Source organism: Streptomyces sp. NPDC002785 (assembly GCF_040295565.1).
Lineage (GTDB): Bacteria > Actinomycetota > Actinomycetes > Streptomycetales > Streptomycetaceae > Streptomyces.
The window spans coordinates 1-14,508 of the sequence record NZ_JBEOVN010000182.1 but is presented as its reverse complement, the minus strand read 5'-3'; the positions used below and the strand labels follow the sequence as shown (position 1 = coordinate 14,508).

11 protein-coding genes, 1 tRNA gene and 1 pseudogene are annotated in these 14,508 nt (G+C 68.9%); 10 read left to right on the top strand and 3 right to left on the bottom strand.

Features of this window, described 5'->3' with window-relative positions:
• Positions 1-359 precede the first annotated feature (359 nt).
• The 6 genes from eno (at position 360) to ABTZ94_RS29990 (ending at position 7,425) form a co-directional block, all read left to right on the top strand.
• Positions 360-1,646, top strand: coding sequence for a phosphopyruvate hydratase (gene eno / locus ABTZ94_RS30015; RefSeq protein WP_351205343.1), 1,287 nt, complete (start codon positions 360-362; stop codon positions 1,644-1,646).
• Positions 1,647-1,814: 168 nt separating this feature from the next.
• Positions 1,815-2,285: an FtsB family cell division protein gene (locus ABTZ94_RS30010; RefSeq protein ID WP_351205341.1), complete on the top strand. Its 471-nt coding sequence runs from the start codon at positions 1,815-1,817 to the stop codon at positions 2,283-2,285.
• A 59-nt stretch (positions 2,286-2,344) separates the two neighbouring features.
• Positions 2,345-2,953, top strand: coding sequence for a DUF501 domain-containing protein (locus ABTZ94_RS30005; protein WP_351205339.1), 609 nt, complete (start codon positions 2,345-2,347; stop codon positions 2,951-2,953).
• Between the two features lie 73 nt (positions 2,954-3,026).
• Positions 3,027-3,968 carry a Ppx/GppA phosphatase family protein gene (locus ABTZ94_RS30000; RefSeq protein WP_351205337.1) on the top strand — a complete coding sequence of 314 codons (942 nt, stop codon included), beginning with the start codon at positions 3,027-3,029 and terminating at the stop codon, positions 3,966-3,968.
• 462 nt (positions 3,969-4,430) lie between these two features.
• Complete coding sequence (locus tag ABTZ94_RS29995; protein WP_351205335.1) at positions 4,431-5,816, top strand: NAD(P)/FAD-dependent oxidoreductase; 1,386 nt, start codon at positions 4,431-4,433, stop codon at positions 5,814-5,816.
• Positions 5,817-6,120: 304 nt separating this feature from the next.
• Positions 6,121-7,425, top strand: coding sequence for a class I SAM-dependent methyltransferase (locus ABTZ94_RS29990; protein WP_351205333.1), 1,305 nt, complete (start codon positions 6,121-6,123; stop codon positions 7,423-7,425).
• Between the two features lie 86 nt (positions 7,426-7,511).
• Here the strand turns inward: ABTZ94_RS29990 and ABTZ94_RS29985 are convergent, their stop codons facing one another.
• Entirely contained in the window at positions 7,512-10,034 is a 2,523-nt protein-coding gene (locus tag ABTZ94_RS29985) for an ABC transporter permease (RefSeq protein ID WP_351205331.1), read from the bottom strand.
• A 55-nt stretch (positions 10,035-10,089) separates the two neighbouring features.
• Positions 10,090-10,860 (bottom strand): ABC transporter ATP-binding protein, encoded by a 771-nt coding sequence (locus tag ABTZ94_RS29980; protein ID WP_351205329.1) that lies wholly within the window; start codon positions 10,858-10,860, stop codon positions 10,090-10,092.
• A 464-nt stretch (positions 10,861-11,324) separates the two neighbouring features.
• Between ABTZ94_RS29980 and ABTZ94_RS29975 the strand changes: the two genes are divergently transcribed.
• From ABTZ94_RS29975 to ABTZ94_RS29960, 4 genes and pseudogenes are all read left to right on the top strand, one after another.
• Positions 11,325-11,410, top strand: a tRNA-Leu gene (locus ABTZ94_RS29975).
• A gap of 56 nt (positions 11,411-11,466) precedes the next feature.
• A pseudogene (locus ABTZ94_RS29970) lies at positions 11,467-11,670 on the top strand (transcriptional regulator); the annotation flags it as partial.
• A gap of 151 nt (positions 11,671-11,821) precedes the next feature.
• Positions 11,822-12,709, top strand: a complete 888-nt coding sequence (locus ABTZ94_RS29965; RefSeq protein ID WP_351205327.1) for a Bax inhibitor-1/YccA family protein — start codon at positions 11,822-11,824, stop codon at positions 12,707-12,709.
• A gap of 177 nt (positions 12,710-12,886) precedes the next feature.
• Positions 12,887-13,204: a hypothetical protein gene (locus ABTZ94_RS29960; RefSeq protein WP_351205325.1), complete on the top strand. Its 318-nt coding sequence runs from the start codon at positions 12,887-12,889 to the stop codon at positions 13,202-13,204.
• A gap of 65 nt (positions 13,205-13,269) precedes the next feature.
• Here the strand turns inward: ABTZ94_RS29960 and ABTZ94_RS29955 are convergent, their stop codons facing one another.
• Positions 13,270-14,100, bottom strand: a complete 831-nt coding sequence (locus ABTZ94_RS29955) for a hypothetical protein (protein ID WP_502967333.1) — start codon at positions 14,098-14,100, stop codon at positions 13,270-13,272.
• Positions 14,101-14,508: the final 408 nt, after the last annotated feature.

The window sequence follows — 14,508 nt, the reverse complement described above, 5'->3', positions numbered from 1 at the left end:
CAAGCTCCCCGGCCCGGCGCGCAATCCCCCCCGTATGCGCCGGGCCGGGGTTTCTGCGTGACGCGTCGCCTCTGTAACTGCGCGCCACCCCCGTGCGATGCGTCACCCCTGTGCAGCGCCGGTATATAGGGAGCGCCGACTGTCGCACAGGGTGTGCCGACTGCGAGTGATCTTTCAACTGTTGTAGTTACTGGCCAGTAAAATTCTGACCGTTTGTCCGGCAATACGCGCCCTCGGGTCCTTTTTCGTCCCAGGGGACGGGCGGTCGTCCGACTGAGCGGGCCGGGCCGGTTAGGCTCTTGTCGCAAGGCCAAAGTGACCCTGCACAACCAGTGTCATATCCCAGAAGGAGATGCCTCGTGCCGTCCATCGACGTCGTCGTAGCCCGGGAAATCCTCGACTCCCGGGGGAACCCCACGGTCGAGGTCGAGGTTGGCCTCGACGACGGCAGCACGGGTCGTGCTGCCGTGCCGTCCGGCGCCTCCACCGGTGCGTTCGAGGCCATTGAGCTTCGCGACGGTGACCCCAACCGTTACCAGGGCAAGGGCGTCGAGAAGGCCGTCCTCGCCGTGATCGAGCAGATCGGCCCGGAGCTCGTCGGCTACGACGCGACCGAGCAGCGGCTGATCGACCAGGCCATGTTCGACCTGGACGCCACCGAGAACAAGGGTTCGCTCGGTGCCAACGCCATCCTCGGCGTCTCACTGGCCGTCGCCCACGCCGCCTCCGAGGCCTCGGACCTGCCGCTGTTCCGCTACCTCGGCGGCCCGAACGCGCACCTGCTGCCCGTTCCGATGATGAACATCCTCAACGGTGGGTCGCACGCCGACTCCAACGTGGACATCCAGGAGTTCATGATCGCCCCGATCGGCGCGGAGTCCTTCTCCGAGGCCCTGCGCTGGGGCGCCGAGGTCTACCACACGCTGAAGAAGGTCCTGAAGAACAAGGGCCTTTCGACCGGTCTCGGCGACGAGGGCGGCTTCGCGCCGAACCTGGAGTCGAACCGCGCCGCCCTCGACCTCATCCTCGAGGCCATCAAGGAAGCCGGCTACGTCCCGGGCAAGGACATCGCGCTCGCGCTCGACGTCGCCGCGTCCGAGTTCTACAAGGACGGCAAGTACGAGTTCGAGGGCAAGTCCCGCTCGGCCGCCGAGATGACCGAGTACTACGAGGAGCTCGTCTCCGCGTACCCGCTGGTCTCCATCGAGGACCCGCTGTACGAGGACGACTGGGCCGGCTGGAACGTCATCACCGAGAAGCTCGGCGCCAAGGTGCAGATCGTCGGCGACGACCTGTTCGTCACCAACCCGGAGCGCCTGGCCCGCGGCATCGAGGAGGGCTCCGCCAACGCCCTGCTCGTCAAGGTCAACCAGATCGGTTCGCTGACCGAGACCCTGGACGCCGTCGAGCTGGCCCAGCGCAACGGCTTCAAGTGCATGATGTCCCACCGCTCCGGCGAGACCGAGGACGTCACCATCGCCGACCTCGCCGTCGCGGTGAACTGCGGTCAGATCAAGACCGGCGCCCCGGCCCGCTCGGACCGCGTCGCCAAGTACAACCAGCTGCTGCGCATCGAGGAGATCCTCGACGACGCCGCGGTGTACGCGGGCCGCTCGGCGTTCCCGCGGTTTCGCTCTGCGAACTGATCGGCACAGCGCTCTGCGAACTGATCGGCACAGCGCTCTGCGAACTGATCAGCACAGCAAGGGCTGAGCACCGGACCTCGAGGGCCGAAGGCCCCGGCCTCCGTTCGTCCTCGCACTCGGTCCCGTACCGTGTGCGGGGACGGACGTGCGTAATGGGGAGGCGGAGACATGGCCGCGAAGGACCGGGACCGGTTCTCCACCGCGACCCGGCTGCGGCTGCTCGGCGAGCAGACCGCCGCCCGCGTCTACCGGTCGCAGAACCGCCGTCAGGCCCGCCGCTCCCGGCTCACCGGCCGGGCGGCCTTCCTCGCGCTCGTCGTCTGCTCCCTGGTGGTCGCGCTCGCGTACCCGATGCGGCAGTACGTGTCGCAGCGGGACGAGATCGCCGACCAGGAGCGTGCGGCGCAGGAGGCCCGGGCCCGCACCGAGGAGCTGCGTGACGAGAAGGCGCGCCTCCAGGACGATGCGTACATCAGGCAGCTTGCCCGCAAGCACCTGCACTACCTTCTCCCCGGGGAGACCAGTTACACGGTGGTCGACCCCGACGCGGTCAAGGAGCGCAACGGCGAGACGGACGAGTCCGGCCGGCCGTGGCACTCCAACCTCTGGGACGGCGTCGACAGCGCCGACCGCGACTGACTCTTTTCAGCCATCTGCAGAACCGCAGTTCGAGCAGCCCGATCAGAACCTAGGCAGGCATGGAAACCCCCCCTCCGCAGACCGAGTCCACCGCGCCCACCGAGGCGGACATCGCCGCGTTCCAGCAGCAGCTGGGCCGCCCGCCGCGCGGGCTGCGCGCGATCGCGCACCGCTGCCCGTGCGGCAACCCGGACGTGGTCGAGACGCAGCCCCGGCTGGAGGACGGTACGCCGTTCCCGACGACGTACTACCTGACGTGCCCGCGTGCCGCGTCCGCGATCGGCACGCTGGAGGCGAACGGCGTCATGAAGGAGATGACCGAGCGCCTCGGTACGGACCCCGAGCTGGCCGCCGCGTACCGGGCCGCTCATGAGGACTACATCGCCCGGCGCGATGCCATCGAGGTCCTTGAGGGCTTCCCGAGCGCGGGGGGCATGCCGGACCGGGTGAAGTGCCTGCACGTGCTGGTCGGGCACTCGCTGGCTGCGGGGCCCGGGGTGAACCCGCTCGGCGACGAGGCGATCGCGATGCTGCCGGAGTGGTGGCGCAAGGGGCCGTGCGTGACGCCGTGCGGCGCGCCGGAGGGGAAGGACGGCGGGACCGTCGAGGCGTCGGAGGGCGGGCACTTCGCGTTCCGGCCGGTCGACGGGGCGCCGGACGAGGGCTGACCGTTCCCCCGGGGCTCCGCCTCCGGACCCCCGCTCCTCAATCGCCGGAGGGGCTTGATTTCTAGGAGCATCCATGACCCGCGTGGCCGCCATCGACTGCGGTACCAACTCCATCCGACTGCTCGTCGCCGACGCCGACCCGTCCACCGGTGAGCTCGTCGAGCTCGACCGGCGGATGGAGATCGTCCGCCTCGGCCAGGGCGTCGACCGCACCGGCAGGCTCGCGCCCGAGGCACTGGAGCGGACGTTCGCCGCCTGCCGCCAGTACGCCGAGGTGATCAAGGAGCACGGGGCGCAGAAGATCCGCTTCGTCGCCACCTCCGCCTCCCGCGACGCGGAGAACCGGGACGAGTTCGTCCGCGGTGTGCTCGGCATCCTGGGCGTCGAGCCCGAGGTGATCAGCGGCGACCAGGAGGCGGAGTTCTCCTTCACCGGCGCCACCAAGGAGCTCGCGGGCCGCGACCACCTCGCGAGGCCGTATCTCGTCGTGGACATCGGCGGCGGCTCCACCGAGTTCGTCGTCGGCGACGAACATGTGCGGGCCGCGTGCTCCGTGGACATCGGCTGCGTACGGATGACCGAGCGGCACCTCGTGCACGACGGTGTCGTGAGCGATCCGCCGACCGTCGGTCAGATCGCCGCGATCCGCGCCGACATCGACGCCGCCCTCGATCTCGTCGAGCAGAGCGTCCCGCTCGCCGACGCCGCCACCCTCGTCGGCCTCGCCGGGACGGTCACCACGGTCGCCGCGATCGCCCTGGGGCTCGACGCGTACGACTCCGAGGCGATCCACCACTCCCGGCTCTCTCTCGACCAGGTCCAGGAGATCACCGAGCGGCTCCTCGCCTCCACCCACGCCGAGCGTGCCGTGATCGGTGCGATGCATCCGGGACGGGTCGATGTGATCAACTCGGGGGCGCTGATCCTGCTCGCCGTGATGAAGCGGGCAGGGGCCCAGGAGATCGTCGTCAGCGAGCACGACATCCTCGACGGAATCGGCTGGTCGATCGCGTAGGTCCGCTTGTGCGGGGGCGGCGTGCGGCGGGCCTTCCGCAGGGTGCGAGAACGGCGCTCATGCGCACTCCGGCCTGCGCTTTTGAGCGTTCGCGGGCCGCCTGGGGGGTGCCTCGCGAGATACGCCGCAAGAAAGTTCGTGAACTTCTTCACAAGGAATTCGGCCCCGTGGAGGGCAGTTCTGGTCCGTATGGGCATCCAGGGCCGCTCGCGGGGTCGTTCCGTGTCGATGCCGGACTGTTCCGGACGTGTTGCCGACGTGTGGATCGAAGCGGTGGTTCACCCCGGCCCAGAGGCTCAAGGACCAGCTCACAGGTGGTGAACAACGTTCACCACCACACCGTGGTTCCCTTCCGGTGCCATGACCTCGGTCACGCGGGCGGCGAAGTGTAGCAGAGGGTGGGTCAAACCTTGTGAAGGGGCTCACGAGCCCGCCCTTCGAGAGGGGTGGATACTCGATGCCATGAGCACCACGGAGCGTCCCAGGATCCTCGTAGTAGGCGGTGGGTACGTAGGCCTGTACGCAGCTCGGCGCATTCTGAAGAAGATGCGCTACGGCGAGGCGACCGTCACGGTCGTCGACCCCCGGTCGTACATGACCTACCAGCCCTTCCTCCCCGAAGCCGCCGCAGGCAGCATCTCGCCTCGGCATGTCGTCGTCCCGCTGCGACGCGTACTGCCGAAGGCCGAGGTTCTCACCGGCCGCGTCACGACCATCGATCAGGACCGCAAGGTCGCCACGGTCGCGCCGCTCGTCGGCGAGGCCTATGAGCTGCCCTTCGACTATCTGGTCATCGCGATGGGCGCCGTCTCCCGTACCTTCCCGATCCCCGGCCTCGCCGAACAGGGCATCGGTATGAAGGGCATCGAGGAGGCCATCGGCCTGCGCAACCACGTCCTCGAGCAGCTGGACAAGGCCGACTCGACGACCGATGAGGACGTCCGCCGCAGGGCGTTGACGTTCGTCTTCGTGGGTGGCGGCTTCGCCGGTGCGGAGACCATCGGCGAGGTCGAGGACATGGCCCGCGACGCGGCGAAGTACTACACGAACGTGAAGCGCGAGGACATGCGCTTCATCCTCGTCGACGCCGCCGACAAGATCCTTCCCGAGGTCGGCCCGAAGCTGGGCACCTGGGGTCGGGAGCACCTGGAGTCCCGTGGCGTCGAGGTCTTCCTCTCGACCTCCATGGACTCCTGCGTCGACGGTCATGTCGTGCTGAAGAACGGCCTCGAGGTCGAGTCCAACACGATCGTGTGGACGGCCGGCGTGAAGCCGAACCCGGCGCTGGCCCGCTTCGGCCTGCCGCTCGGCCCGCGCGGTCACGTGGACACCTCCGAGAAGCTCCAGGTGCAGGGCACCGACTACATCTGGGCCGCGGGCGACAACGCCCAGGTTCCGGACATGATCGGCCGCAGGGCCGGCAACCCGAACGCCTGGTGCCCGCCGAACGCCCAGCACGCGCTGCGTCAGGCCAAGGTCCTCGGCGACAACGTCATCTCCGGGATGCGCGGCTTCCCGCAGAAGGAATACAGCCACGCCAACAAGGGTGCGGTCGCCGGTCTCGGCCTGCACAAGGGCGTCGCGATGATCGTCATGGGCAAGATGAAGATCAAGCTCAAGGGACGTCTCGCCTGGTACATGCACCGTGGCTACCACGGCATGGCGATGCCGACCTGGAACCGTAAGATCCGGATCTTCGCCGACTGGACCCTTGCGATGTTCCTCAAGCGCGAGGTTGTCTCGCTCGGCGCCATGGAGACGCCGCGCGAGGAGTTCTACGAGGCCGCCAAGCCGGCCCCCGCTCAGGCCGCCGTCAAGACCGAGGGCGAGAAGGCCAAGGCCTCCTAGCTCCCCGCGGGTCCACTCGCCCGCGCAGTACGTGCACAACGCCCGAAGGGGCCGTCCGCCATCCGTGGTGCGGGCGGCCCCTTCGGCGTATCCGGCCGCCGTGCGGGGCCCGTACGGTGCGCCAGCGAATATATGCGCGCTACAAGTATTTTGCCGTTCCGTTGCGTCATAGCGGGATGGTGCGTGCTCCGTGGACTGTTGGCAGGGGTGTAACTCGTCGTGGCGCCGCGGGTGTCCGGCGTGGTTGCAGGCTTGTTCGGGCATGTTTGGGCACATTGGGAACACCATCACGGAGGTGTGCGCCATGACAGACGCCGCATTGCGGCTGATCGCTCTCGCCGAGGAGTTGCTGGGAGAAGAGCTGCCGGTCCGTATCCGGGCCTGGGACGGCAGCGAATCCGGACCGGCCGGTGCCCCCGTCCTGGTCATCCGGAACCGCCGCGCGCTGCGCCGGCTGCTCTGGAAGCCGGGTGAGCTGGGCCTGGCCCGCGCCTGGGTGGCGGGCGAGCTCGACATCGAAGGTGATCTGTACGAGGCCCTGGATCTGATGGCCTCGCTGATCTGGGACCGCGGCGGCGAGGCCAAGGACAGCGTCCACCCGGTCCGCGACCCGAAGGTGCGGGCCTTCGCCAAAGGGCTGTTGCAGCTCGCCGGCCCCTGGCTCCCGCCGCCACCGCCGCCCGAGGAGGTACGCCGCCGCACCGGCACCCTCCACACCAAGCGCCGTGACAAGGAGGCCATCAGCCACCACTACGACGTGGGCAATGACTTCTACGAACTGGTCCTCGGCCCGTCCATGGTCTACTCCTGCGCCTACTGGGAGAACGACGGCAATCTTGAGGACGCCCAGCGCGACAAGCTCGACCTGGTCTGCCGCAAGCTCGCGCTGGAGGAGGGCGACCGCCTCCTCGACGTCGGCTGCGGCTGGGGCTCCATGGCCATCCACGCGGCCCGCGAGTACGGTGCCCGGGTCACCGGAGTGACCCTCTCCGTCGAACAGGCCGCCTACGCCCAAAAGCGCATCGCGGAAGAGGGCCTGACCGACCGGATCGAGATCCGGGTCCAGGACTACCGGGACGTCAGGGACGGTCCGTACGACGCCATCTCGTCCATCGGCATGGCGGAACACGTCGGCTCGGTCCGCTTCCGCGCATACGCCGACGACCTCTACGCACTCCTCAAGCCCGGCGGCCGGCTGCTCAACCACCAGATCGCCCGCCGTCCCGAGAAGGACGAGTCCGCGTACCACGTGGACGAGTTCATCGACGCCTATGTCTTCCCGGACGGCGAACTGGCCCCGGTGGGACGGACCGTGACCACCCTCGAAGAAGCCGGCTTCGAGGTCCGTGACGTCGAGTCGATCCGCGAACACTACGCACTGACCCTGCGCAGCTGGGTCGCCAACCTGGAGAAGAACTGGGACCGCGCGGTCCGGAGGTCCTCGCCCGGACGGGCCAGGGTCTGGCGCCTCTACATGGCCGCCGCCGCCCTGTCCTTCGAGCACAACAAGATCGGCGTCAACCAGGTCCTCGTGGTGCGCCCGGCAGAGGGCGGGGCCGCCCGCATGCCGCTGCGGACCCGCGACTGGACGGGCTCGGCGACCGGCTGACACGGGAACGGACCGAGGGCCGGTACACGCAGCTTCAGTCTGCGCGTACCGGCCCTCGGCAGTGGTGTCCCGGTGGGGGCCGACCGCTACTCGGTCTTGATGGCCGTCAGCATGTTCAGCTTCGCGGCGCTGCGGGCCGGCCAGAGCGCGGCCAGCACACCCACCAGCGCGGCGAGCACCAGGAAGAGTCCGATCCGATCCCACGGGATGACCAGGGCGTAGTCCGGGATGGAGGACTTCAGGGTCTGCCCGATCGCCCAGCCGAGGAACGTACCGAGCGCGACGCCGACCACTGCGCCGAAGAGCGAGATGACCACGGCCTCCAGCCGGATCATGCGCTTGACCCTGCGCCGGTCCAGGCCGATCGCCCGCAGCATGCCGATCTCCTGCTGACGCTCGAAGACCGACATCGCCAGGGTGTTGACGACCCCGAGCACCGCGATGATCAGGGCCATCGCCAGCAGTCCGTACATGATGTTCAGGGCCTGGTTGATGAAGCCGCCGAACATGTCCCTGATGTCCTGCCGGTCCATGACGGACATCGCCGGGTTGTCCCCCAGGGCGTCGACCAGGGCCTGCTCGTTGGACTTCGACGCGCCGCCGTCCGTCTTCAGCCAGACCTCGCGGATCTCCGGGCGGCTCTGGTGCGCGTCCACGATGTTCTTGGGCATCAGGACCGGCTGGAGGAAGTCGTTCTCCTCGTAGAGCGCGCCGACCTTCAGGGTGCCCTTCTTGTCGTCCTCGTACGTCACCGGCAGGGTGTCGCCGGTCTTCCAGCCGTTCGACTTCGCGGTCTTTTCGCCGACGGCGATCTCGCCCTTGCCCAGCGAGTCCAGCGAACCGGAGACCGCGTTCACGGCGAAGACCTTCTGGACATCCGGCGTGACTCCGGAGGCCGAGTGATAGTCGCCGTCGACCTTTATGTGGGCGGCCTGCTGGGGTGAGAGCGCGGTGACACCGGGGGCCTTCTCCAGGGCGGCGAGTGCCGACTCGTCGAGCGGGTTGCCGCTCGCCATCGTGATCATGTAGTCGGCCTTGATGTTGTCCGTCGTCGCCCGGTCGATCGCCTGGCCGAGGGTGACGCCCAGCACCGAGATGCCGGTGACCAGGGTGAGTCCGATGGCCAGCGCCGAGGCGGTGGCTCCGGTACGCCGCGGGTTACGGACCGCGTTCTGCGCGGCCAGCTTGCCGGAGACTCCGAACAGACGCTGGAGCAGCGGGCGGACCAGTGCGATTACCGGCCGCGACAGCAGCGGAATGAGCACGATCACACCGACCAGCGCGACGAACGCGCCGACCCCGATGAGTGTCCGGCCGCTCGAACCGGCCGCCGCACCCGCCACGATGCCCGCACCGCCGAGCAGGGCGAGGACCGCGCCGATCGAATTGCGCAGCACCAGGGACTTGACGGTCGCCACCGCGTGGACGCTGCTCATCGCGGCGACCGGCGCGATCTTCGCGGCCCGGCGGGCGGGCAGCCAGGCGGCCAGCACGGTGATCAGCACGCCGACGCCGAACGCGGCGGCGACCGCGGTGGGCGAGATGATCAGCGGACCGGCGGGCATCTTCCCGCCCATCAGGCTCATCGCGGAGCGCAGCCCGACGGCGAGACCGAGGCCGAGCACGAAACCGACGACCGACGCGATCACGCCGACCACCGCCGCCTCCAGGAGCACGGAGCGCTTGACCTGGCGGCGGGAGGCGCCGACGGCGCGCATCAGTGCCAGCTCCTTGGTGCGCTGGGCGACCAGCATGGTGAAGGTGTTGGCGATCAGGAACACGCCGACGAAGAGGGCGATCGCCGCGAAGGCGAGCAGCATCGTGTTGAGGTTGCTCAGACCGCTTTTGATCTGCTTGGCCTGCTCATCGGCGAGGGCCGTGCCGGTTTTGGCATCGGCGTCGTCGGACAGCAGCGCCTTCACCTCGGCGAGCAGCTTCTCTTCCGAGGCGCCGGCCGCGGCGGAGATGGTGGCATCGCGGAACTCACCGGCCCTGAGGTACAGCTTCTGGGCGACCGGGGTGTCGAAGAGGACCAGGCTGCCGCCCGCGTTGACCGCGCCGTCCTCGGTGGTGAAGACACCGGAGAGGGTGTACTCCTTCACCGGCCCGTTCGTGGCGACCCGGACCCGGTCACCGACGTGGTACTCGCCCTTCTTCGCGGTCTGCTCGTCGAGCGCGATCCGGTCGGCCGCGTCCGGTCCCTTGCCGTCGATGAAGGTGTACGCGGAGTCCTTGCCGTTCTTGCCGGGGGAGTAGTTCCCTCCGGTGTTCGACCAGCCCGTGCCGATCAGCTTGCCGTCGGGGTCGGCGACCCCGGCGAAGCCGGAGACCCGGCCGGTGGCGGTGTCCACGCCCGCCAGGCCCTCGATCTTCTTCAGGGTGGCGGCGGTGATGCCGGGCGTCTTGTCGTCGCGCTGGTCGGCGTGGGTGGAGACGGCGACGGCGACGTCTTCGTAGCTCTTGGCCGACTGGTTGCGGAAGGCGTTGCCGAGGGTGTCGGTGAAGACCAGGGTGCCGGAGACGAAGGCCACGCCGAGTACGACGGCGAGTACGGTCATCAGGAGTCTGGCCTTGTGCGCGAGCACATTGCGCAGGGCGGTACGGAACATGTCTGTCAGTCCTGGGATGGGATCCGGAAACGGGAGCGGAAGTGGCCGGATGGGCTCAGCTGGTACGGCCCTTGGCGTCGAACGCCTTCATCCGGTCGAGGACCCCGTCCGCGGTGGGGTGCATCATCTGGTCGACGATCCGGCCGTCCGCGAGGAAGATCACCCGGTCCGCGTAGGAGGCGGCCGCCGGGTCGTGGGTCACCATCACCACGGTCTGCCCGAGCTCGCGCACCGAGTTGCGCAGGAAACCGAGGACCTCGGCGCCGGAACGGGAGTCCAGGTTTCCGGTCGGCTCGTCACCGAAGATGATCTCCGGCTGCGAGGCCAGGGCGCGGGCCACGGCGACGCGCTGCTGCTGGCCGCCGGAGAGTTCGGTCGGCCGGTGGGTCAGCCGGTCGGAGAGGCCCACCATGTCGATGACCTTGCGCACCCACTCGGCGTCGGGCTTGCGGCCCGCGATGTCCATGGGGAGCGTGATGTTCTCCTGCGCCGTCAGGGTCGGCAGCAGGTTGAACGCCTGGAAGATGAAGCCGATCTTGTCCCGGCGGAGCTGGGTGAGCTGCTTGTCCTTGAGGGAGCCCAGCTCCGTCTCACCGATCCGTACCGAACCGCTGCTGAAGCTGTCGAGGCCGGCCACGCAGTGCATCAGCGTGGACTTGCCGGAGCCGGACGGGCCCATGATGGCGGTGAACTCGCCCCGCGGGAAGTCCACGGAGACCCGGTCCAGGGCCGTCACCCTCGTCTCGCCCTCTCCATAGACCTTCGACAGATCCGTGGCGCGGGCAGCCACCGTGGTGACGCGGTGTTCGGTGGAAGTGGTGGTCACGGGAATCTCCTGATTCGGGCTCCGGCCGAGGGCTTCGTCCGGGCGGCGATCGGTTGCCTTTGGAACCCCTCTATCGTCGCCGCCGTATCGCCACAGGTCGTCAGACCCCGTGCCCGTTCCAGGGGCCGTCTTGAGTCGGACCGAGGGGCCCCCTGCGTCCTCCTGCGGTATGACACCGACCCTGAGGACATCGGCACGGCCCTGTTGCCCGGGGCGGGGTGGCGTGCCCATGGCGATCACTGGCGCGAGCCTGGCGAATGCGCCGTCCGGGTGCGGCGACTTTACGTCAATTCGGATTACCGGTCGCCGTGCCCGCTACCCAGCCCAGGCATGTGACGATGCCCCCTCGCGTGTGCTGACGACCCCTCAAACGGTCAATAAAATAAGACAACATCGCGCCACTGGCCGCTGATCGGAGGAAGCCCCCGGATAGGGTCATGTGCCAACGCGGAGCCGCGCGCCAGGCCCGGATGGTGGAATGCAGACACGGCGAGCTTAAACCTCGCTGCCCCTCGGGGGCGTGCCGGTTCGAGTCCGGTTCCGGGCACCACTTCGCGCATGCGGCTGAGCGGGCGAGACGGCCCGATGTCCGTGATCGTCCACGCGCCCGCCCACCTCTCGCAGCGGCCGGCCGTGTCGCGGCGGGCCGATCCGGTCGTCGCGCGCCGGGAGGGCTCGGGCGTGCACTACTCCCTGGCCGACACTCAAGTGGCGGAACATCCGCGGGTTGCCCGGACCATCCTGTCCGAGGTCCTCGCCGGCCAGGCCGAACTCCCGGCCGACCTGCGCGCCACCGGCCCGGACAGGCCCTGGGCGTGTCCACAGGGCCAGGGTGCCGGTCGGGCGGGCGATGCTCGGGCCGCCTGCTGCCACAAAGATCCTCCCCAGGCACTACTCTCATTCTTTTGCCTACCCATTACTCTTGTGGGAAGGCCGCGCAGGGTGGCCATGGAGGAGTGAGATGAGGAGCAGCAACCCGGTCTTCTCGCGACGGGGCTTCAGCCGCGACAACGGATACGCGGGCTTCAATGCGGCGCCGCAGGCCGGGGCCCCGGTAGCGGGTGCCAACCCGTACGCGCAGGGCACCGCCGCCAACCCGTACGCCACCAACCCGTACGCCCAGCAGGACACCCAGTACGGCGTCCCGCAGGCACCGGCGCGTTCCGGTGCGATGACGATCGACGATGTCGTCACGCGCACGGCGATCACGCTCGGCACCGTGGTGCTCGGCGCCGCGCTCGCCTGGGCCCTGCTGCCGGTCGACGAGGCCAACCTCGGCAAGTCCTACGGCATCGCGATCGGCGCCGCCCTGGTGGCGTTCGTCCTGTCGCTCGTCCAGTCCTTCAAGCGCAAGCCGGTCCCGGCGCTGATCGTCGCGTACGCGGCCTTCGAGGGTGTCTTCCTCGGAGTGATCTCCAGCGCGGTCAGCACGTACATCGGGCCGGGCGTCGTGATGCAGGCGGTGATGGGCACCATGTGTGTCTTCGCCGGTGTGCTTCTCGCGTACAAGATGCGCTGGATCCGCGTCACCCGCCGCTTCTACGGCTTCGTGATGGCCGCCGCAATGGGCTTCATGCTCCTGATGGTGGTCAACCTGCTGTTCGCCGTGATCGGCGGCGGTGACGGCCTGGGCTTCCGCAGCGGTGGTCTCGGCATCCTCTTCGGTGTCATCGGGATCATCCTCGGTGCGTGCTTCCTGGCCCTGGACTTCAAGCAGGTCGAGGACGGCATCGCGTTCGGCGCCCCGCGCGAGGAGTCCTGGCTGGCGGCCTTCGGCCTCACCATGACCTTGGTGTGGATCTACCTGGAGATGCTGCGTCTGCTCTCCATCCTCAGCGGCGACGACTGACGCACAGCCCCGCAACGGGAACGGAACGGCCCGCAGGTACTGCCTGCGGGCCGTTCCCCTTTCTCACGTGGGGCATCGGCGCCTCCGACGTATTGCGCGTTGCTGGTCCTTCCCGACGCCGTGCCCGAGCATCGGCCCGTTTGGCAACCACCCCAGGAGGGCGCGTAGGGTCGCGGAGTGCTCGATACGACCCCGCTGATCACCGCCGTGGACCGATTCGCCGACCGGCTGCGCGCCGCCCCGCAGAGCCGTCTGCAGCGCGGCGCGGCTGCCGAAGGGCTGGCCACGGCCAGGGAATTGGCTCTGCGGGCCCAGCGCATCGAGGCGCCGGACCGGGAGCCGCGGATCATGCCGGACGCCGGGATCTTCGCGATCGGCGACCAACTTGCCGTAGCGGGGCGCGACTTGGCGGTGGCACTGGAAACGGCCCCGTCGGCTGAGCTGGACGAGGCCGTGCGATTCGTGGCGGAGGCCGCTGCGCGGGCGTTCGCGTAGCGGCGGGCAGGCGGTGGCCCAAGGGCGGCGGTCGGCGAGAGCCGGTCTGCCCAATGCCCCGGGGGCTAGAGCGAGGCGATGACGCGGTCGGCGAGGATGTAGACGTTTTCCTTGCCGCAGGAGAAGGTCAGGGCGTACGCGCCGGAGACGCCGGAGCCGCCCAGCAGTACCGGGTGCTCACCTGCGAGCAGCGAATCGGCGAGGCGCTCGGCCGTCTCGCGGTGGCCGGGGGTCATACAGAGCGTGGTGCCGTCGGCGAAGACATAGACGTCGAGGGTGCCGAGCGGGCCGGGGCGCACATCGGCGAGTTCCGTACGGCTCTCGGCGAGCTCTTCGAGGCGGTTCACGGTGCGCTCGTGGTCGGTGACGACCGGGGTCTGCACTGGGACGAAGTCGGGGTGCGAGGGGTGACGGCGACGTGCCGCGGCCAGCTCGGGGGAGTCCTCGGCGAACTCCGCCGTCTCGGGCAGCTCGGTCATGTCCGCCAGCTCGGCCAGCTCCGTCAGCTCTTCGAGCGCCTCGGTGGCGTCGAGGTCCATCGCCTCAAGGCCCGCGAAGTCGGTCTGGCGCGGCATGAAGAACGGCGCGTCCTCACCGATCCCGGTCAGGCCGCCCAGCAGGGACGGGGCGTCGGCGGCATCGCGCGCTTCCTGGGTGGCCCAGAAGGCGCGGGCCTCGGCGAGCTCGCGCTCCCGCTCCTCGGCGAGTGCTTCGGCCACGGCCGCGCGTATCTCGGCGGCCGGGGTCACGTCGTTGCGGCTCTGCGCGGGCACGGCGGCACTGTGGGCGCGGGCCACGGTCAGCTCCGTACGAAGGGCCGTGATCTGCTTGCGCAGCCCGTGAACAGCGTGCAGAGCGGCAGCGCCGACGGCCGTGGCAGCGACGATGGTCAGCAACAGGGCAAGAGACATGACGCTCACTGACATACTCCCGGATTCAATCGTTCCCCCGACTTCCTACCTCAGCTTGGCGTCTACCTGCACCCGGTGTCAGTGCATTACGTCACGAATTGGACAGGTCTTTGGGTCTGGGGTTTAACCCTGTTATGGGTGTGACCTGCGGGAATGGCTCTCCCCCAGGAGATAGGTCACATCCTGGGGGAGATTCGGTCACGGTCGGGGCTCGAAACATGCCGCCTTCGTACCTCAGACGACCCTTGCCCTCCGCTGCAGCTCAGCTCAGCCGCTCGTACTTGTGGTCGCGTTCGCTTCGCTTCCGCTGCGGGCAGGTGCCGCCTTCGTACCTCAGGCGACCCTTGCCCTCCGCTGCAGCTCAGCTCAGCCGCTCGTACTTGTGGTCGCGTT

Bases quoted from the DNA above. Each gene is read 5' to 3' on its own strand.
- ABTZ94_RS29965 (WP_351205327.1), top strand. From the start codon at position 11,822: ATGAGGAGCAGCAACCCGGTCTTCTCGCGACGGGGCTTCAGCCGCGAC.
- ABTZ94_RS30005 (WP_351205339.1), top strand. From the start codon at position 2,345: ATGGAAACCCCCCCTCCGCAGACCGAGTCCACCGCGCCCACCGAGGCG.
- ABTZ94_RS30000 (WP_351205337.1), top strand. From the start codon at position 3,027: ATGACCCGCGTGGCCGCCATCGACTGCGGTACCAACTCCATCCGACTG.
- ABTZ94_RS30010 (WP_351205341.1), top strand. From the start codon at position 1,815: ATGGCCGCGAAGGACCGGGACCGGTTCTCCACCGCGACCCGGCTGCGG.
- ABTZ94_RS29990 (WP_351205333.1), top strand. From the start codon at position 6,121: ATGACAGACGCCGCATTGCGGCTGATCGCTCTCGCCGAGGAGTTGCTG.
- ABTZ94_RS29985 (WP_351205331.1), bottom strand. From the start codon at position 10,034: ATGTTCCGTACCGCCCTGCGCAATGTGCTCGCGCACAAGGCCAGACTC.
- ABTZ94_RS29995 (WP_351205335.1), top strand. From the start codon at position 4,431: ATGAGCACCACGGAGCGTCCCAGGATCCTCGTAGTAGGCGGTGGGTAC.